We start from the raw sequence: 18,552 nt of genomic DNA, 5'->3' as shown, positions 1-18,552 counted from the left end.
GAGTGGCAACAGGACTGGAATAGCATCGTGGTTTACCCTGAGACACTGCGCTCAAGCAGCCCAAGGACCGATCCACAGTGCTTCCTTCCGAGCCTAAAAGAAACTTGTCAACGAGTTCAAACAGGTAACCGGCCTGTTGAAACTCTGGCTTGCGAAGAAGCGAGGTCAAGATGCAAAGCCTATCGACGTCGAAAGAGTCATGATTGAATTCAGGGAATAGCAGGCTCAGATTCGAGGGAAGATGAGTTCAATAGTCTTTGCCCGGAAATGACAACGGCCCAAGCGGGCCGTTTCGGTTTATCATTGGTGCTGATGAGTGTTGAAATCATACCGTGTTTCGAACATGCATTTCTACGTGCAGGCCCGCTGTTGCTGCCATATTTACTAGTGCATCTAGTCCAAACAGATCGACCTTGCCTCTCGTCAGATCGGAAATTCGGGGCTGCGTGACGCCGAAAACCTTGGCAGCTTGTGACTGGCTTAGATGGGTGTTAACGATATGCTGCTTAAGGGCGGACATGAGTTCTGAGCGCAGTTTCATGCTTTCTGTTTGATCTGCATTTTCATTAAGTGGTTCTTGTCCTGTTTGTTCGTCTGGCAAGGCAGCAGTTTTATCCTCTACGGACACATCGAGAGAAAACTGTTCGTGCGAAAGGCTGGCAATTTTTGATGTCAGACTAATCTTTTCTTCTGCCTTAGTTCTGGCATGTGGTGACATAAAAGTGAGAAGGTGCTCAAGCCCCGAAATATCTGAAATTGTCACAAAATCTTTATTTTTATTGATGAAGACGACGGATTTTTTTCTCTCTCGAAGTAATTCAATGACGTTGCTCAGGGTTCCGGTGCTTTTGCAGTCCCAAATCATTAATCCATAATCACTGCTGCGAGCCATTTCTAAGTCTTTTGCTGTAAAATAGGCTCGGCTTCCAACTTTTGCTTTTGAGAAAACCCGATGTATTGGCCAATCGGCGATATTATTTCTTGGGATCTCACCCGTACAATACACCGTCACGTTATTGGCTTGATAGTTGCGAAGACACTCTTGAATAGATGAATCAGCACCATCTGCATCACCAACTACAACATTGAAGTTTGATGACACAATTTTGTTGATTCTCTCCTGAACCTTCGCATGCAGGCGACTAATCGATATTGAGCCGGCGATAAATACTGTTGTCATAGCTTATTTCCACGAAATTGCGGCAGCGTAGACGCGATTTATCTTGTTGTACGTCCGCAGTGCCTTGCAAACAGCGTCCATAGTCGCGCCTGTATCAAACAAATCATCCAGCAACAGTGCATCCCAGCGGCCGTCATTGGTGATGCACGGATTGATGCTGAACATACCTTGCAAAGCCGCATCTTTTTCCTCGCGGCTATGCAAGTTTTTGAGTTGTGGAGCACCCTGCGGGGCAGGTGCTTTTACCACAACATTGTTGAGCACCGGAATTCCGGTAATTCTCCCGAGTTCTGCCGCAAGTTCATCTACCGGCTGCCGAGCGCGGGTGGTGGATGCTGGCATAGGAATTATCAAGCCGATCTTTCCAAACAATGGAAGTAATGTTGCTTGGATCTGCGCAGCCAACGGTGCGATTTGATTCCAGTCACCTCGGTACTTGAGTTGGTAGAGAGCTTCTCCTGGCTCAGACCGAGTATTGTCAAATCGGGGATGTCCGTATTCATCGTCCCCGAGGTAGACGCTTGAAAGAGTATGCTTATGCAGGGCATAGCCGAGGTCCCAGCTACCTTCTAGCTTTCTGACTTGAACTTGCATGCTTTAGTGGTCCTCTAGGGTGTTTGCACTCTTGAGAAAGCTGCTAGAAACGCCTTCTAAATATACAAAATTTTGTATGTTTTTTCAAGGTGTGATCTGGTGAATCGGTTTTAGATTTTGCAATCTAAATTTCTCTGCGGCGTCTGTTCATTATGCGTATAGAAATCTGGTCAAGAGCGACGGCTAGGCGCAGCAAGTTGAGTATGGTGCCGAGACTCTTTCTATACCAAGTCATCGGACGAAAGTCTGCTTTTCGCGTCATTTCTCGCCCTTAGTTGCATAGAAACGAAAGCTCTTCGTGTCCTTGGACGAATCAAGGTGGTGGGTGAGCTAAGTCCCAAGGTTGTTTCGTGATGACGTGTCTTGGCAGGACATGGTGACATTGTCAGAGTGGACGTTGAGAAAGTACTTGTGAACGCTTTTGCTAACGCTATTAGCATCATCCTACGATGACCCAATGCCCATTCGAGACGACTTTGTTGAGCATTTTATCAACCTCAGAGGAAAGCTAGGAAACGAGTCTCAGCCACCTATGAAGACTTTGTTCAATGGTTGCTGCGTGTTTTAGTAATGGTTACAGCATTAACGATCGTAGCTTGTCCTGCATCGAGCAATAGTTCTGTAATGGAGTTCATGGTGGTCCCTGAGCGATAAAGATCATCGAAGAGGAGGATTCTGCGACCCCGTGTCTGCGTTGCGTCAACCTGATAAAGGCCTTCGACTTGCTTCTTCCGTTCCTCCGAGTCAGTCACGTTTTTAAGCTGCGTGGTCGGACGGGTTGTAGTGATGCACGACAGGACCGGAATGCAGAGTGCAGCCCCTATCCCCTCGGCAAGGACGATGACTGGTTGCAATGCGCGTTGATGGGATGGTGGGACTGGGACAATGCTGTCGAACTTATCCCTGTGTGCGGTGAGGAAGTTGGCTGCGGTCTCAATGATTGGGCCTGCTGCGCCCTTATCGGCCCGGTTCTTCAGCCGATAAAGGAGTTCGGCAATTTCTGGCCGCACAGTGTCGAACTGCATATATCCAAATTCGTTATATCCAATCGGGGTGCTACTGGTCGTGTGAATATCTAGAGCAACGCCCGAGTTCCAGGCCCCTCAATTTTGATCGGATTGATTTTGACTATAGACATCCGTGCACTCCAATGTTGTCCTACTTATGTCTGTAGATTACAGTAAAATCGCATTGGAGAAGGACATATAACGTCGCTTGCCGGGTGGTTTCTTGATATTTGCATAGTGCTTGAGCCTTTGTAACTAAGCATGTTAGGACTGGGCTGCTGGAGTGAAATCACCGAATGAGGGTGTCATGTGACGCCGCACTAGTGTAGGAGAGAGTTTTGGATAAAGAAATTTCGCTTGATGTGGATAGGGTATCGGTCACTTGCAGCAAGAACTACGTCGACGACGTCGAGTTTAGAGGTGTCTTTTGACGCTTCAAAAGAGCGATTTCCATGAGACCTACGTTCGTGCGGCCGGAGCTGTGGCGTTCGTAGCCATAGTCAATGCTAATGGAGATGAAGGGATCGGTTCCGCATTCCATATTGGTGATGGGATTTTCGTTACGGCCCGGCATGTGGTTGAAGGGGTGACAATAAAGGAGATCGCTACCACCAAATCGGCGCACCTTACCGAAGAGGCCGGAGGCAAGATGGCTCCTCCGCGTCGGCTACGGATTGTCGATGGTCCCTACTTTGGTCCCGACGGACTCGATGTTGCTGTCTTTCGAGTTGAGCTTGGCACGATGCCGTTGCCGGCGATCACCGTCAGCCAGCACACGGACTACTCGTTCGGAGAGAATGACTTGGTCCTATCAGACATCCTCGTGGTCGGCTATCCCCCGATCCCGTTTACTACGGTACCCAACCAAGTTGTCACTTTAGGACAGATCAATGCTGTAGTACGTGTACATCATTCTCCATCCCTGCATTTCATCGCTTCAGCCATGGCCCGGGGCGGGTTTAGCGGGGGAGTGGCGCTTGATCAGTCCGGTGTTGCGCTTGCACTCGTGACAGAAAGTTTGGGCCAGGGCGATATGCCGCTAGAAACCGGCTATATGAGCCTGCTGTCGATCGAACCGGCGGTGGATCTTGCTGCCGAAAAATTCAAGTTCAGCACTCATGGTGGCTATCCTGGCCGCTATAGTGACACATTGTTCGCCGTGAAATTCTCGGACCCGTCTGGTCGGTCGCTGAGTTCTTTTATCTATGACGCCAGTTTGTACATCTATGATGACGACCGCGACGTATTTGTTGAGATCAACTGTGCAGACGAGGCACAGATGACCGAAGCGGTCGCGACATTCGATAACATTACGCCTCTCACTCGCCACGATATTGGTGATGGGGCCGTTTTGTACACGCCTATCGAAAACCCTTCCGCAGAGCTGCTGCTTGAGGCGGGGGAGGCTGTAGCGGCGCTCTTCGAGAGTTTTGGCTACAAGAGGATGGCCTTGGAGCGCAATCAGTGGCAGCTCAAATCCAAGCGTTAGACTGCAACGGTTATTTGCAGCGTTGGGAATGTTGGATTGGTATGATATTTGTCATGGTATTCCTCGCTGAGCTGATGGTAATTAATTGTATTTATTGTTTTTTTATTTTTGTTGATGACTGAGTGGGAGTAATCCCGCGTCCGGCGTAGGCTGGCGTCAGTGAACCGCACATGAGAACCAAACCCGCTTAACGGCGGGTTTTTTTATGCCTGATGTTTGGCGCCCTGTGCCGTAGACGGCCTCCGATCCGAAAGGAGGGCTGGGTTGAGAGAGGGGCGAACGGAGAGGACAGCCCGCGCGGAGCCGCCTGCGCTTTGCTTACGGCTCATTTCCTGAGACGCGGCGTTTTCCATCTCGGCTTTGCGCCTATGCGCAGAACGGTATTCTACAACCACGCGCACTTCGCCGGTGCGATGATGTCGTCGGATAACGGGGCTTTATTCACCGTATCCGCCGGGCCGCGGCATAATGAATTGCCGTATTGAGGCGCGTCGACTCATCGGCATCGGGCGATAGCGTAGCTAATTAATCCTCTGCGAAAATTAAAGGACTCCGTGCGCCATTTTATGGGATTTTTCTGAAAGACTTGGTCTGACGAATAAATATATCAGAAGGATGCAGTGAATTAGTCTATTTCTTATTTTATAAATCTTTCCTTCTGTTTTTATTGGGGAAATCAGCGGTTTCATTGTTTTTAATAACCCTTCTCAAGGACGAGATCTACGTTTTATCGGCATTCATTGCTTGTAGTTGAAATTCTAATTATATGATTTTTCTTATCTTTTAATTATTGTCGTAACATAAAGTGCGAACTGTGTAATTATCTGGCATTTGATATTTTCTAAGCTATCTACATAGGCTACTCTAAATGTAAGGGTATTAAAATGCACCGCCGAGAGGGAGGCAAACGATTTATCAACGGATGCCAGGATATGCTTTCTTTTGACTGTTTAGTTGCACAACGTCAGGATGGATATTGGTCAAGATGAAAGAGACAGGAAAAGCCTTCACCAGGGAAAAGCTTTATAAGAATTATACCAATAACGTCACAAGGAGGATGTCTACCCAAAAAGAAGTATCTCTCTGTCAATCAATTATAAAAGGTTCATCGTTTTTCACATTCTAATCCTAATTGCATGATTGCGGCAGCGCTTTGTTTTTCATTTTAATGGATAAAAGCCCAATGAGCAGGTTGTCTGAGGGTGGGTTTTGTTAGGGCATGGATGTCATTATGAGTTACCAGCATAGTATTGTGGTCGAGCTAGTTAATTTGATCGAGATGAATATACAGCATGATCTCTCGATAGAAAAGTTATCGGATTTGTCTGGTTATTCGAAATGGCACTTGCAAAGAATGTTTCAGCGTTATACGGGAATGAAAATAGCGACGTATATCAGAAATAGGCGTCTGAGCAAGTCTGCCGTCATGCTCAAACAGTCTGATTTAAAAGTATTGGAAGTGGCTACTGCTATCGGCTTTAGCTCCCAGCAGGCTTTTAGCCGCGCCTTTCAACGCTTTTTCGGTGAAAGCCCAAAGGACTTTAGAACGAGCCAGGAATGGGACTTTTCCAAACATCTCCCTCCCTTTTTAATACAAAATCCGTCAGCATATCATTTTATCGAAATGCCCAAGAACATATACCTGCTTAAGGGATATAAGTTTTTTCTCTATCATTCAATGAATGCTTCCAGCTCTGGAGGAGAGGAACGACAGAAATACGGCAGCCGCACAGGAAAAAATACCGATACGTCAATGCGCACGGTAAAGTTGGCTTCATCCGGTTGGGAAGTAACGCTCAGCAAAGGGTACTACGAGACACGCAATCTGACGTTGATAAGAGGGCAGTATTTATTGTTCGAGTTTAACGGCAGGTTGAACGAATACCTGGTTTTTTTTGACAGCATCTATGACGCCTATCTTCCTTTGCTTGGCGTGCGAATAAGAAACGGCTTTTTAATTGAGTTGCATAAAGAAAAGAATTTTCAATACGCGGAAATTAACGTCAAGGTGTTGATTTATATTGGCAAGTCTTGACGCTCTTCGGGCAGTAAAACAGAGGGATTATCCCAAGGAAAAGGAGGTGCTTATCAGGGTGATTAATTAGCGCTCGGGCTGTTGCCGTTTTTATCTCTATCTATTTTAATTTTAAAAGGAAGTCAGTTATGACTGGTTCTAGTTTGAACACGTTCCCTGTGGGCTATGAGTATGTCAATTTTGTTAATTGGTCAAAAGAAATCTCCGGCAATCATATTCTGACCTGCTATCCACAAAATACGGATGAGCTCTTGGCCGTAATTAACTGGGCGCATGAGAATAAATATTGCGTGCGTCCGGTTGGCATCAAGCACAACTGGTCCCCGCTCGTTATTGCAAACGGGGAGGATAATAGCAATGTCGTGCTGATCGACCTCACCAGGAAATTCAAAAACATCTCAATCAATAAAGTGGGAGAGCATGGATACGTCACCGCGCAAACGGGGGTGACAATGCAGGCTTTGCTCACTGAATTAGAAAAAAAGAAACTCGGCTTTTACGCGACGCCGGCGCCTGGCGATCTGACCCTGGGCGGCGTGCTCGCCATCGGCGGCCATGGAACCTGCATCCCGGCAAAAGATGAGCCTCTGGCTGAGTTTGCCAGCTTTGGTTCCGTGAGCAATAGCGTGGTGTCGCTAAAAGCTGTCGTCTGGGATCAGGCGCGGTCGAAGTATGAATTAAAGGAGTTTACGCGTGATAATGCGGAGAGCTCGGCATTCCTGGTGCATGTCGGCCGGGCTTTTATCAGCGAAGTGACGCTGCAGGTGCCGCGCAACCGGCGTTTACGCTGTCAAAGTTATGTTAATGTCACCGCGGCGGATCTTTTTTCCACTGCGAGCACGACAAAAAATACCTTCAGCCATTTCTTGGATCTGTGCGGGCGCGTTGAAGTCATCTGGTTCCCGTTCACGGAAAAACCATGGCTGAAAGTGTGGAAGCAAGAAGACAGCTTCCCAAAAGTGTCAAAACCGGTTAATGGTCCATTTAACTATCCGTTCTCGGATAATTTGCCGGTTAAAATTTCCGATATCATTAAAAAAATCAATAATGGCCACCCGGAGCTGACCCCGACACTCGGCAAGGCGCAGATGGAGTTGGTCAGCATTGGTTTAGGGGCCACCGTGTCGGCGGATCTGTGGGGGTGGAGCAAGGATCTGCTGTTGTATGTGAAGCCGACAACGCTGCGCGTGACGGCCAATGGTTACGCGATAATCACGAAGCGGAGCAATATTCAAAACGTATTGCACGATTTCACAAAAAAATATGAAGACATGGTGGCCGATTACCAGCGCAAGAATTCATTTCCGATGAATGGCCCGATTGAAATTCGCGTCACCGGATTGGACAGTGCAAAAGAGAGCGCGGTGGCCAATGCCATTGCTCCCGATCTTTCGGCTATTCGTCCCGTTGAATCCCATCCGGAATGGGATGTCGCGATCTGGTTGGATATTCTGACCATGCCCGATACGCCGGATGCCAATAAATTCTACAGTGAAATGGAAAAATGGATTTTTAGCCACTATGCGGGCGACTATGCGACGGTTCGCGTAGAGTGGAGTAAAGGCTGGGGTTATACGTCACAGGCAGCGTGGCAGGATAAAACCGTACTCGAAGAAAACATTCCGCGCAGCTTTAATGCCGGGGCAGGGAACAATGACAGTTGGAATCATGCCTGCAACGTGCTGAATAAGTACGATCCGCACAACGTGTTCTCCTCTCCATTGACCAAAGCGGTTTTCAAACAGAAGAGTTAGTGAGTGCGTAATTGAAATAACCACCTGATTGGGCAGGTGGTTAGCATCATTAACCTTTCAGAGGGAGCCGCTTGTTTTCAAGCACCCCATTCTTTCTCGTAATGATATTCGATACGGCTTGCATCCCCGCCCAGCAGGGAGCCTACGGCTGCAACGCTTTTAAATGCCGCATAGCCAAGCGAGTCCGCGACATTATGAACGGCGCCCAAGCCAAAACCGATCGCGTTGAACCCTTGGCCTACGGAAGAGATCAATCGGGTATTAAGCGCATCATTGGCCAATTTTACGGTATCAATGATAACATCGCCGGCAAATCCTGATACAAAGCTTGCCGTATCGGAAATAATCCCCGCACCAGAAACGATTTCGATCTCTGCAGTATTTAGCTCTTTCATAGTAAATCCTTTCAACTTTATCCCTATACCTCAGGAACGAAACGTAAAGCGTTTCGCCGCTTAATTCTCGCAGCCTCTGTGAATGACGGCTTGATGAGAATACGCTTAGATTAAAGAGGTCGGCGTTGAAATATGCAACTCATAACGCCATCGCTAATATTAGGGTCGCACTTTTTGTGATGTTTCAGCAGTTTTGTGTTTTTTTAAGATTATTATTACTTGTGGGTTTTGCCAACAAAGACTAAATCTAAATAAGCGCCGTGTTGGGCCAGGGAAAAGATAAAAATGAACGGTGTCGCTATATATGGAGAGGTCAAAATTTGTTTAGGGAAGAGGCCTTATCGCACAGTCGTTCTAAATGGGCAGGAAAAGCATTGTTAATTGCAGGGTTGCCGGCCTGGGTCATCGCGGGCATTTCACTTTCATTCGTTTCTGTGCTGATCATTTTCGTGACCTATGGCGGTTATACCCGGCGTATCAGCGTGGGCGGAGAGGTCACGACGCTGCCAAGGTCGGTCAACATATTTGCTACTCAGCAGGGATTCATTGCACAACGCTTTGTCAATGTGGGCGATCAGGTAAAAAAAGGGCAGCATCTTTATCAGATAGACGTCAGCAGGGTGACGGATTCCGGCACCGTCAGCGCAAGCACGCGGCAGGCGATAGAAAATCAACTGGCGCAGGTCGATAGCATCATCGCCAAATTGGAGGCGAACAAGAAAACGACCCTGGTCAATCTGCAGGCGCAGATTGACCAATATAAACTGGCGCACAGCCAGTCCAAACAGATGGTCGAAAATTCACGCAACGGCGTTAACTTCATGCGCGAAACCATGAAAAATTACGATGAGTATCGCAGTAAGGGGCTCATTAATCGGGATCAGCTGAATAACCAGGTTTACCTCTACTATCAGCAGCAGAGTACGTTCCACAGTCTCTATAACCAAAGCATTCAAGAGTCTTTGCAGATAACTAACCTGAATAGCGATCTCGCGACAAGAGCGTCCGATTTCGATAATCAAATCTCACAATATCAATTTCAGCGCAATGATCTCCTGCGGCAGCTGGCCGAAGCGGACGCCAGCGGCTCGTTGATTGTCAATGCGCCGGCGGACGGGCGCGTTGAATCGCTCAGCGTGACGCCTGGGCAAATGGTCAATACGGGAGACAGCCTGGCGCAATTAATCCCCAGTAATCATGCCATCTATTATTTGGTTTTATGGTTGCCCAACAGCAGCGTGCCTTACGTGAGCCGAGGCGATCACATCAACGTTCGCTATGACGCCTTCCCGTATGAAAAATTTGGTCAGTTTCCCGGCGTGATCGAAAGCATCGCTTATGTTCCCGCATCGATTCAGGAAATGTCCACTTACAGCAGTTCGCCAACTCGACAATCGGCTGAACTGGTTGAGTCGTACTACAAAGTGCTGGTGGCTATCGATAACACGCAGTTTGGCTATCAGGGAAAGAAGCTGAACCTTTCAAGCGGCATGAAGGCGCAAGCCACGCTTTTCCTGGAGAAAAGACCCATCTACCAATGGATGTTCGCGCCATTTTATGACATGAAAAACAGTGTGTCGGGGCCACTTCGTGAATAAAGTTTATGAGAATATCGTTGGCAAGCTGAACCTGTCGCTCAGAAGAAAAGTGCCACAGGTCTTGCAAACGGAGGCCGCCGAATGCGGGCTGGCCAGTTTAGCGATGGTGTGCGGCTATTACGGCATGCACATCGATATGCTGTCGATGCGCCAGAAGTTTGATATCTCGGCCCGCGGCGCCACCCTGAGCTCGCTGATCGCGATCGCCGAGAATCTCAATTTGAAAACGCGGGCCTTATCCTTGAGCCTGGATGAGATTCACCAGGTGAAAAGGCCCTGCATATTGCACTGGGATATGAATCACTTTGTGGTCCTGGTCAACATTCGCGGTGGGCGGATAACCCTGCACGATCCGGCATTTGGCCGCCGGGTTATCGGCCTGCAGGAGTTTTCCCTGCATTTTACCGGAATCGCTTTAGAGGTATGGCCAAGCAGTGAATTCACGCCTGTGGTGCAGAAAAATCGCCTGCACTTTAGAAAACTGCTCAGCAATGTCACCGGTCTTAAAAGCGCGCTGGTAAAAATTTTCGCGCTGTCGCTGGTCATTGAGGCCGTCAATCTGCTGATGCCCGTCGGGACTCAGTTGGTGATGGACCACGTCATCCAGGCCGGCGACCATAATTTATTGGTCATTATTTGCGTCGGTTTACTGTTTTTTATCTTGTTCCGCACCTGCGTTTCGATGTTTCGCTCGTGGATCTCCATCGTGATGGGCGCGCTGATCGATATACAGTGGAAATCAGGGCTGTTTGATCATCTGATGAAGCTCCCGCTTGCCTATTTTGAAAAGCGCAAGCTGGGTGATATTCAATCGCGCTTTGGCTCGTTGGACGCCATTCGCACCACGTTTACCACCAGTATCGTTTCCAGCATCATTGATGGCATCATGTCGGTCGGCGTATTTATCATGATGTTCATGTACGGTGGCTGGCTGGTGTGGGTAGCCTCCGGCTTTACGGTCTTATATGTTCTGCTGCGCCTTTCGACCTATCGCTATTATCGGCAAGCGTCCGAGGAGCAATTGGTGAAGTCGGCGAAAGCCAGCTCACATTTTATGGAGACGCTGTACAGCATCGCGACGCTGAAGTCGTTGGGGTTGGCGGGAACGCGTTCGCAATTCTGGTTAAATTTAAATATCGATACGGCAAACGCCAATATTCGGGTGACGAAGCTCGATATGTTCTTTGGCGGCGTGAATGCGTTTCTTGCGGCCTGCGATCAAATCGTTATCTTGTGGTTGGGCGCGTCTTTAGTGATCGACAGTCAAATGACATTAGGCATGTTTGTCGCCTTTAATGCCTATCGGGGGCAATTCTCCGATCGCGCGTCAAATCTTATTGATATGGTCATTCGGCTGAGAATGCTGAATTTGCATAATGAAAGGCTGGCGGACATCGTGCTTTCTACGACAGAGGAAGAAAAGCCCTATCGCAAGATATGCAATCCCAACGAGGCGGTGACTTTTGAAGTGCGCGATCTGCTTTATCAATATGACAGCCTTTCGCGCCCAGTGATCCCCGGGCTCAGCCTGCAGATCGCGGCGGGAGAAAGCGTGGCGATCGTCGGGCCTTCAGGCGTCGGCAAAACCACGTTGATGAAGCTGATGTGCGGGCTGTTGGAACCGACGGAAGGGCGTTTGTTTATCAACGGCATTAACATTCATGATATCGGCATTAATAATTATCGGGAGTGCATCGCATGTGTATTGCAAGAAGATAAACTGCTTGCCGGTTCAATTGCCGAGAACATATGCAGTTTTGATGCTCATCCCGATACGGAATTTATCGTTGAATGCGCCAAGCATTGCAATATTCACGACGATATTATGAAAATGCCGATGGGATATGAAACGTTGGTGGGCGAATTGGGGGGGAGCCTTTCCGGCGGGCAAAAACAGCGGGTGCTTATCGCCCGCGCGTTATATCGAAGGCCCAGTATTCTGTTTATGGACGAAGCCACCAGTCATTTGGATCTGGACAATGAAAAAAGGGTGAACGAAGCCATATCCTCGTTGAAAATGACCCGCGTTATCATTGCTCATCGGCCATCGACGATTGCATCGGCAGATCGGGTAATTACTTTGCAGCCTGTAAATGCAATGGCGTAATTGTTTGATGAAATATAAAATTTTATATTTATTTCATCTTTAATTAAGATTTTCGTTATTGAGTTAATTTATCGAGCACCTTATACCTAAAGCGTGAACCGACGGTTCATAAAAAGCAGTCTTTTTTAATTGATTCTTTTTAGTGAATGGAGATGAAAAATGAGAGAATTAAACTCAACAGAAGTTCAGCAGGTGAACGGCGCAACGATTGGCCTGGGTCTGGCTATTATCGGCAAGGTTGTTAACAGCTGGGGAAACGCGTGGAATAATGCCTGGGGCGGTTGCACGCCAAAACCGCCGGTATGTAAACCTGAGCCGCCGGTCTGCAAACCAGAACCGCCTAAATGCGATTAATCGTATTTAGATAACGCCACGTAAAATGCGGCAGGCTTAATGTTTTATTCATTGAGCCTGTCTTATTGCTGGCGGATAACCTGCGCCATCTGTGTAGTTAACTTGCCCCCCACTGCGTCAACAGCGCATGCAGCCTGGCCGGTTCCAGCGGCTTGCGCAGCACCAGATAGCCTTCCTGCTCGGCCTCTTGCAGAACTTGCGAATTGAACTCGCCGCTGACCATGGCGCCGCTCACGTCCGGCAGGCGTTCGAATAAGGTCAGGGTAACTGATGACGAAAAGGGGGCGCTGGTAGATAGGGCGGATTCGTCTCGCTTGCCTGTACCATCTTTTGTTTTCACAGAGGATTTTTCTTTATATGGCTATGCTATTTTCTGCCTCGCTTCAATCATGAGGTTTGAAGCAGATTATTGTTTTTGGTCTAAATATAGACTATATTCAGACCTTAATATGATTGGTAGCGCCTGGGGGCACGATGAAAGTAGAGACCATCAGCTACGTTAAAAAAAACGCGGCCACGCTCGATCTCTCTGAACCTATCCTGGTCACGCAAAATGGGGTTCCCGCCTACGTGATAGAATCCTATGAGCAGCAGCAGGAGCGAGAGAACGCCATTGCTCTGCTGAAATTGCTGACGCTGTCAGAGAAGGATAAAGCGGAAGGGTGCGTGTTCTCAAAGGAACAGCTGTTGGATGGACTTTAAGCATTACAGTGCTCAACATTAAAGGATTGCAATGGAACAGCAGGTGACCTTTGAGTACACGCTTACGGTAAAGCACTGCATCGGCACAATAGCGGGTTTCCTGCGCCGTATTGATGTTGAGCCACGCCCGGTTATCGCAGACATTCTCACTCAGTTTGAGCGCATCGTTGGCCAGTTTCCACAGGGATGCCAGATTTGCCCCGAGCTGCTGAAAATCGGCTGCGCAAAGTACCGGGAGTTTAACCACCCTGAAGGTTACCGGGTTTTGTATTCTGTCGACGGAAGGGGGGTAACAGCACATGCGATTTTGTCACATCGGCAGGACATTCAGCAGCTGCTGTTTAAGCGTCTGATCATGGCCTGAATTGGCAGACCAGTAGTCATTTTTTGGAGAGGCTTTTCCGTTTCGGTGATAGTATGGTGAAAACTATCACTAGCACCATTATTTTTCACGAGAATTTCTGAGATATTGAAAAATGTTAGCCATGACCAGAAGGGTAATTTCTAGCCTATTTCTATGATGATATATATGAAAGAAAGCCTACTATCGGTGGGTTTTCTTTCATATTTCCTATTTGTTATTTTATTATATTTTAAAGTGTGAAAACTCTCCGGTCTATTATTTTTAATCCTCAAATTATAGGCGCTGAATTATTAAAGTATTCCTCCCAGGATTCACTCCACTTTTCATTTAGAGAGAATAATGGTTGCCTACCGTTTTCATAATAATTAAGCCAAGGTAGCTTCAAGATACTATCCTTTCTTAATTCTCTGGACATATTGTTTGCAGATATTTTCGGTCTGTTAACATTAATCGACATGTGTTCATTGATTATTTTCGTCAATTCAGACGCATTGCTCTTTTTGAATCCTTTTGCTTTTCTTAGAACTAAAGAAACCAATATTATTGGTATGTATATGGTTCCATATATCTTTAGCGTGCCAATATTTTCTGGGATTGCATTTATAATGTTTTTATCAATAGATCTTTCAACTGATTTTTTTGTTTTGTTTTGATGGTTTGGTAATTGAAGGTGTTCCGTTGATGTGAATAAATTTAGTCTAAGTTGACCATTGTCTTCCTCCAAGTCTAATATCGAGTTTCTTACTGATCTATAATCGGATTTTGGGACTTCTATATACTGTAACTCATCGTTTTCATCTGATTCAATAATAAGCCCCAGTGGGGCATTCTTAGAGGACATTAGCTCAACATAACAGCCATAGTCGAGGGTATATAAAGTATACTTTTTGCCGACTGCATTTTTTGCAGAGACACCTTGTCTAAGAACATGAATTACTCTCATGTCATATAGGTAATCTATCAGTTTATGATTCTTTTCATTGCTAATTAGGAAACCTCTGGATTTTCTGTGTCCAATAACTTCATTTATTATTCTATCGAGTAGCGATACGGCTTCTGGCCTACTGTTAAGAGCTGCATGTTTATTGACCTGAAACCATTTTTGGGCGGAGTTACGGATATGGAATATTGATATTTTGTTTGCTAAAGCTGTCTGAGCAGCTAATGAAATAATATTTATAGCATCTCTTGGAACACCTTCAACTGCTCTTACATATTCGTCAAAAGCCGAAGTTTGAGTAAATACGTCATTTATAAATAGGTTAGGTTCTTGATCGCAGATTGAGTTTTTGTCGATAGCGCAAACATGGCGGTGGAGTAGGTTTTTAAAGAAGTTTTTGGCGGCATCACTATCATTATCAAACACCATATACTCGTCTAAATTTATCACAGATGAAGCATCTGAACCTAATTCTATACCAATGCTAGCACCAGTATTCATATCGACTTCCATGAAGTTGCATCGGTGAGCAATAGCTGCAATTTTTACAGTAATGTTAGGTATAGGATATAATATTCTTCTTAAAAGCTCGGCGAGGTAAGGTTGAAGGTCTAAAGGAATTTCTGACCATTCATCAATTAATACCCAAAGTTGCTTCTGAGGTAGCATTGAAACAATGCTGTTAAGCTTTTTTGTTATTGAGTTAAAATGAATCCTTAAGGTTCTTTTCCCTGTGGTTTTTATCCTTTCTGAATTCCCGCTAGCAGTTTTTTTTGTGAATTCTATCCCTGATGAAATACTTTTTAATGATGTGCTTGATTTAATTGAGAAGTTATTTGATGTGTTATTTGATGAGCCAAATTCTTCTTCTGATGTACCTTCTATATTCAATTCTGTTGCTTGCTCAAGAAAATTGTTTAATAATTCTGCTATCTCTGTTGTTTTATCTATTTCTTTTTCAAATATATAATCTAGAATAATCTCGTGAATACTGCATAAGGTATCTGAAAGCAGTCTTGTTGCCCTTTCACTTAAGGGAATGTTTTGATCTGAAAATATCCCTCCTGTTGAGCCTATTAAGCGCATGTCGATAGGTACGCTGATAACTCCTCGATTAGAAACTTCATTGTTAAGTACTGCTAAGAAGTGCGTTTTTCCAGTCCCTCTGCGCCCAAACATTATTTGATTGTCTGTGCTGGAAAGTAATGTATATGTAGGGCCAACATCAACGAAGGACTTGATCAGATGCTCTGTTTGTAACTTTTCAGCTCGTTTAGCTAGTCTCATTAATATCGAATTGATATTTCTCATAATTTTCCGCCATTTTTAATTTAGTAGTCATTCCGTGGCTCAGTCAGAGATTGTAAGTAAAATGATTCTTTGACCTAAGCTATCATTTTTCTTACTACTTATACATATTATTGCTAATAGTTATTAAATGTTATTATTTTTTTTAAAACCATATCTGATGTTTTTATTTAATGTAAATGTAATCTATTGATAGCGCGATATTAAATAAGGTCTTTATATGATGAGTCTACATGCAGTGTTTCATGAAGTGCCAAACCACTCTTAACTTGCCCCCCACTGCGTCAACAGCGCATGCAGCCTGGCCGGTTCCAGAGGCTTGCGCAGCACCAGATAGCCTTCCTGCTCGGCCTCTTGCAGAACTTGCGAATTGAACTCGCCGCTGACCATGGCGCCACTCACGTCCGGCAGGCGTTCGAACAACGCTTTGAGGATGTCGAAACCGCTCTCGCCGGAGCGCAGGCGTTGATCGCACAGCACGGCGAACGGCGTAAAGCCGTCGTCGACGATGGCGAAGGCTTCCTCGGCGGAGGCCGCGCAGCGCACGGTGATGCCCCAGGTGCTCATCAGGCTTTCCCAGGCGGAGGTCACCAAAGGATCGTCGTCCACCACCAGGCAGGATCCCCGCAGCGGCGCGTAGCGGGTGGGCGTGGCGGTGTTGTCGTACGTCGCCGCGATCTCCGGCGCTTTGTCTTCGCCGAGGTATTGCGCAAAGCGCATCCAGAAGCGCGAGCCTTTGCCTTCGACGGAGTGCATGCCGTACTCCACCTTCATCAGCTTGGCGCAGCGCGCTACTACTGCCAACCCCAGCCCGTGCCCGGCGCTGTCTATCTTCCACGCCAGCTCGGGGCGGTAGTAAGGGGAGAAGATTTTGCTTTTCTCTTCGTCGGCGATGCCTACGCCGGTATCCCACACTTCCACCAGGCACTCGGCGCCGCGCGGGCGGATGGCGATCAGTACGCCGCCCCGTTGCGTGTAGCGCAGGGCATTTTGGATCAGATTGATCAGCGATTGCCGCACCAGCAGCGGATCGCCCATCACGCAGATGCGCCGCCTGGGCCGCCAGGTGCGCAGCGCCAGCGAGCGGCTGTTGGCCTCTTCGCGGAACAGGGTGATCACTGAGTCGAGCAGTGCGCCGATATCCACATGGGTGGCGGCGGTGCGCACGTTGCCGGATTCGATCTTGCTGAGATCAAGCAGCGAATTGAACATCAGATGCACCGAGCGCACGCTCTGCTGCAGATCCAGCAGCTGCGGCGTCAGGCTGTCGTCCCGGTTTTTGTGGATGATGGCTTCGATCAGAAAACCCATGGCGTGCACCGGTTGGCGCAGATCGTGGCTGGCGGTGGTCAGGAACTGGTTCTTGTCCAACAGCGCCTGTTCCGCCTCTTCTTTGGCCTGGCGGAACTGTTCCGCCAGGCGCGAACTTTGCTCTTCGAGCAGCGCTTGCTGAATAAAGAACGCATGTGAGGTTAACGCGTGGCGATAAATGGCGAAACCGTACAGCAAGTTCAGCATCAGCACGATGAACATCACGTCTTCCAGCCGCCAGATGATGCCGAGGTTCAGCAGCCCCCAGGAGGCGAAGAAAAAACGCGTAAAGGTGCTGATGACGGGCGTCAGATGCGTTGCATTGGCGGCGACGATCGCGGCGATGCTGATATTGAGCAGCAGGAAAAAATCAAAGTTATGGGTCTGCGGGGTAATTAAATAGAGTGAGGAGATCCCCAGCCCGTGAATAAAGGCCACCTTATTAATGCGCGGCAGCCAGCGGCGCAGCACGGTGTCTTCATCATTTTCTTTGGCCTCGCGCAGGTAGCGCCGATGCCATATTCTGATCGCCACGGCGCATAGCAGGTAAACCATGATCCAGGCAATGGTTGGGCCAAGTTCATCCCCCAGCAAATAAATCCAGATGGCGAAAGGGATGCCGACGAAAGGTACGGCGGTAAAGCTGAACACCAATCGCATGAAGGTGTTGTCCAGCAGGCGGATCTGCGCGCGTGGTGAGATGCCATCATTTTGTAAATTCTGGAAAAACCTCATTGCGACGGCTCCCGTTTGCCGTGCAACAGCGTAATGGCTTCCACTCGGCTGTTGACGCCGATCTTTTTCAAAATATTGCTGATGTGTTCTTTGACGGTGGGTTCGGAAATAGACAGCTGCGCGGCGATCCTTTTATTGGGCAGGCCGCGCATCATCATATTTAATACGTCAATTTGTCGCGGGGTTAAATTAAATTTTTTTAAATGCTCGTGGTTGCTTTTAACGGCGAACTCATTCCCGTCAGGAAACCATTCCTGATTATCGTTCAGCGCAAAGACCGCCTTGGCGAATAATTCAGGAGGTTCGTTTTTTAATACAAATCCATGCCCGCCGGCAGTGTGCACTTTCTGCCAGATATCGTTATTCTCGTCGCCGCTAACCACCAAGATCCGCACCTGAGGATAAAGTTGCTTTACTTCTTTGAGTAATTTCAACGCCGTACCGGAAGAGAGCCAAAAATCGATCACCAGTAAACGCGGCGGGCCGTTTTCCCTAATATGACGGTAGCAATTCTCTTCTGTGGTCACCACATGCGCCTGTTTGAATCGGCAATGCGTGCTGAGAAAATTAGCGATGCCGCTTGCTACCAATGGATGGTCATCAACGACCAACGCATAATCCTGCCCCAAAGGATTCTCCTTTCGCCTTCAAATATCAGATAGGTCTGATGAGTTATTAT

The 18,552-nt window shown here is 47.4% G+C and carries 16 protein-coding genes and 1 pseudogene; 9 read left to right on the top strand and 8 right to left on the bottom strand.

Annotated elements, in window-relative coordinates; all coding sequences use genetic code 11:
• Positions 1-124: 124 nt before the first annotated feature.
• A pseudogene (locus EDY99_RS24960) lies at positions 125-220 on the top strand (conjugal transfer protein TraJ); the annotation flags it as partial.
• A 105-nt stretch (positions 221-325) separates the two neighbouring features.
• On the opposite strand, the gene EDY99_RS15485 reads toward EDY99_RS24960, so the two are convergent.
• From EDY99_RS15485 to EDY99_RS15475, 3 genes are all read right to left on the bottom strand, one after another.
• A complete protein-coding gene (locus tag EDY99_RS15485) occupies positions 326-1,180 on the bottom strand; it encodes a helix-turn-helix domain-containing protein (RefSeq protein WP_123061901.1) in 855 nt (284 codons plus the stop codon).
• A gap of 3 nt (positions 1,181-1,183) precedes the next feature.
• On the bottom strand, positions 1,184-1,774 hold the full coding sequence (locus EDY99_RS15480) for a ComF family protein (RefSeq protein WP_123061900.1): 591 nt from the start codon (positions 1,772-1,774) through the stop codon (positions 1,184-1,186).
• Positions 1,775-2,319: 545 nt separating this feature from the next.
• Positions 2,320-2,799: a ComF family protein gene (locus EDY99_RS15475; protein ID WP_197788870.1), complete on the bottom strand. Its 480-nt coding sequence runs from the start codon at positions 2,797-2,799 to the stop codon at positions 2,320-2,322.
• Positions 2,800-3,208: 409 nt separating this feature from the next.
• Between EDY99_RS15475 and EDY99_RS15470 the strand changes: the two genes are divergently transcribed.
• From EDY99_RS15470 to EDY99_RS15460, 3 genes are all read left to right on the top strand, one after another.
• Complete coding sequence (locus tag EDY99_RS15470; protein WP_123061899.1) at positions 3,209-4,270, top strand: serine protease; 1,062 nt, start codon at positions 3,209-3,211, stop codon at positions 4,268-4,270.
• A gap of 1,231 nt (positions 4,271-5,501) precedes the next feature.
• Positions 5,502-6,305, top strand: coding sequence for a helix-turn-helix domain-containing protein (locus EDY99_RS15465; RefSeq protein ID WP_033644341.1), 804 nt, complete (start codon positions 5,502-5,504; stop codon positions 6,303-6,305).
• Positions 6,306-6,433: 128 nt separating this feature from the next.
• Positions 6,434-8,059: a cholesterol oxidase substrate-binding domain-containing protein gene (locus EDY99_RS15460; protein ID WP_228287469.1), complete on the top strand. Its 1,626-nt coding sequence runs from the start codon at positions 6,434-6,436 to the stop codon at positions 8,057-8,059.
• 77 nt (positions 8,060-8,136) lie between these two features.
• On the opposite strand, the gene EDY99_RS15455 is transcribed toward EDY99_RS15460, so the two are convergent.
• Entirely contained in the window at positions 8,137-8,454 is a 318-nt protein-coding gene (locus tag EDY99_RS15455) for a hypothetical protein (RefSeq protein WP_079007635.1), read from the bottom strand.
• Between the two features lie 320 nt (positions 8,455-8,774).
• On the opposite strand from EDY99_RS15455, the gene EDY99_RS15450 reads away from it, so the two are divergent.
• From EDY99_RS15450 to EDY99_RS24655, 3 genes are all read left to right on the top strand, one after another.
• Complete coding sequence (locus EDY99_RS15450; protein ID WP_033644082.1) at positions 8,775-10,052, top strand: HlyD family secretion protein; 1,278 nt, start codon at positions 8,775-8,777, stop codon at positions 10,050-10,052.
• A complete protein-coding gene (locus EDY99_RS15445) occupies positions 10,045-12,159 on the top strand; it encodes a peptidase domain-containing ABC transporter (protein WP_033644081.1) in 2,115 nt (704 codons plus the stop codon). The genes EDY99_RS15450 and EDY99_RS15445 overlap by 8 nt, the downstream gene beginning before the upstream one ends.
• Before the next feature lie 159 nt (positions 12,160-12,318).
• Entirely contained in the window at positions 12,319-12,513 is a 195-nt protein-coding gene (locus tag EDY99_RS24655; RefSeq protein WP_127897174.1) for a hypothetical protein, read from the top strand.
• 97 nt (positions 12,514-12,610) lie between these two features.
• Here EDY99_RS24655 and EDY99_RS24650 read toward each other — a convergent pair whose 3' ends face one another.
• A complete protein-coding gene (locus EDY99_RS24650; protein ID WP_147881067.1) occupies positions 12,611-12,853 on the bottom strand; it encodes a hypothetical protein in 243 nt (80 codons plus the stop codon).
• A gap of 134 nt (positions 12,854-12,987) precedes the next feature.
• On the opposite strand from EDY99_RS24650, the gene EDY99_RS15440 reads away from it, so the two are divergent.
• Entirely contained in the window at positions 12,988-13,215 is a 228-nt protein-coding gene (locus tag EDY99_RS15440; protein WP_033651562.1) for a type II toxin-antitoxin system Phd/YefM family antitoxin, read from the top strand.
• A gap of 31 nt (positions 13,216-13,246) precedes the next feature.
• Positions 13,247-13,579, top strand: coding sequence for a type II toxin-antitoxin system RelE/ParE family toxin (locus EDY99_RS15435; RefSeq protein ID WP_123061898.1), 333 nt, complete (start codon positions 13,247-13,249; stop codon positions 13,577-13,579).
• A gap of 268 nt (positions 13,580-13,847) precedes the next feature.
• Here EDY99_RS15435 and EDY99_RS15430 read toward each other — a convergent pair whose 3' ends face one another.
• From EDY99_RS15430 to EDY99_RS15420, 3 genes are all read right to left on the bottom strand, one after another.
• A complete protein-coding gene (locus tag EDY99_RS15430; RefSeq protein ID WP_197788872.1) occupies positions 13,848-15,830 on the bottom strand; it encodes a hypothetical protein in 1,983 nt (660 codons plus the stop codon).
• Positions 15,831-16,091: 261 nt separating this feature from the next.
• Positions 16,092-17,873: a hybrid sensor histidine kinase/response regulator gene (locus EDY99_RS15425; RefSeq protein WP_122016715.1), complete on the bottom strand. Its 1,782-nt coding sequence runs from the start codon at positions 17,871-17,873 to the stop codon at positions 16,092-16,094.
• Positions 17,870-18,502 (bottom strand): response regulator transcription factor, encoded by a 633-nt coding sequence (locus tag EDY99_RS15420; protein WP_033644079.1) that lies wholly within the window; start codon positions 18,500-18,502, stop codon positions 17,870-17,872. The genes EDY99_RS15425 and EDY99_RS15420 overlap by 4 nt, the downstream gene beginning before the upstream one ends.
• Positions 18,503-18,552 lie beyond the last annotated feature (50 nt).

Origin of the sequence: Serratia sp. LS-1 (assembly GCF_003719595.1) — a bacterium.
Classification (GTDB): Bacteria; Pseudomonadota; Gammaproteobacteria; order Enterobacterales; family Enterobacteriaceae; genus Serratia; species Serratia ureilytica.
Note: the sequence above shows the minus strand (reverse complement) of the source record. Positions and strands in the feature narration are given on the sequence as shown.

Excerpts from the sequence above, each read along its gene's own strand:
- EDY99_RS15480 (WP_123061900.1), bottom strand. The coding sequence starts at position 1,774 with ATGCAAGTTCAAGTCAGAAAGCTAGAAGGTAGCTGGGACCTCGGCTAT.
- EDY99_RS15460 (WP_228287469.1), top strand. The coding sequence starts at position 6,434 with ATGACTGGTTCTAGTTTGAACACGTTCCCTGTGGGCTATGAGTATGTC.
- EDY99_RS15485 (WP_123061901.1), bottom strand. The coding sequence starts at position 1,180 with ATGACAACAGTATTTATCGCCGGCTCAATATCGATTAGTCGCCTGCAT.
- EDY99_RS24655 (WP_127897174.1), top strand. The coding sequence starts at position 12,319 with ATGAGAGAATTAAACTCAACAGAAGTTCAGCAGGTGAACGGCGCAACG.
- EDY99_RS15455 (WP_079007635.1), bottom strand. The coding sequence starts at position 8,454 with ATGAAAGAGCTAAATACTGCAGAGATCGAAATCGTTTCTGGTGCGGGG.
- EDY99_RS15475 (WP_197788870.1), bottom strand. The coding sequence starts at position 2,799 with ATGCAGTTCGACACTGTGCGGCCAGAAATTGCCGAACTCCTTTATCGG.
- EDY99_RS15425 (WP_122016715.1), bottom strand. The coding sequence starts at position 17,873 with ATGAGGTTTTTCCAGAATTTACAAAATGATGGCATCTCACCACGCGCG.
- EDY99_RS15465 (WP_033644341.1), top strand. The coding sequence starts at position 5,502 with ATGAGTTACCAGCATAGTATTGTGGTCGAGCTAGTTAATTTGATCGAG.
- EDY99_RS15430 (WP_197788872.1), bottom strand. The coding sequence starts at position 15,830 with ATGAGAAATATCAATTCGATATTAATGAGACTAGCTAAACGAGCTGAA.
- EDY99_RS15435 (WP_123061898.1), top strand. The coding sequence starts at position 13,247 with ATGGAACAGCAGGTGACCTTTGAGTACACGCTTACGGTAAAGCACTGC.
- EDY99_RS15440 (WP_033651562.1), top strand. The coding sequence starts at position 12,988 with ATGAAAGTAGAGACCATCAGCTACGTTAAAAAAAACGCGGCCACGCTC.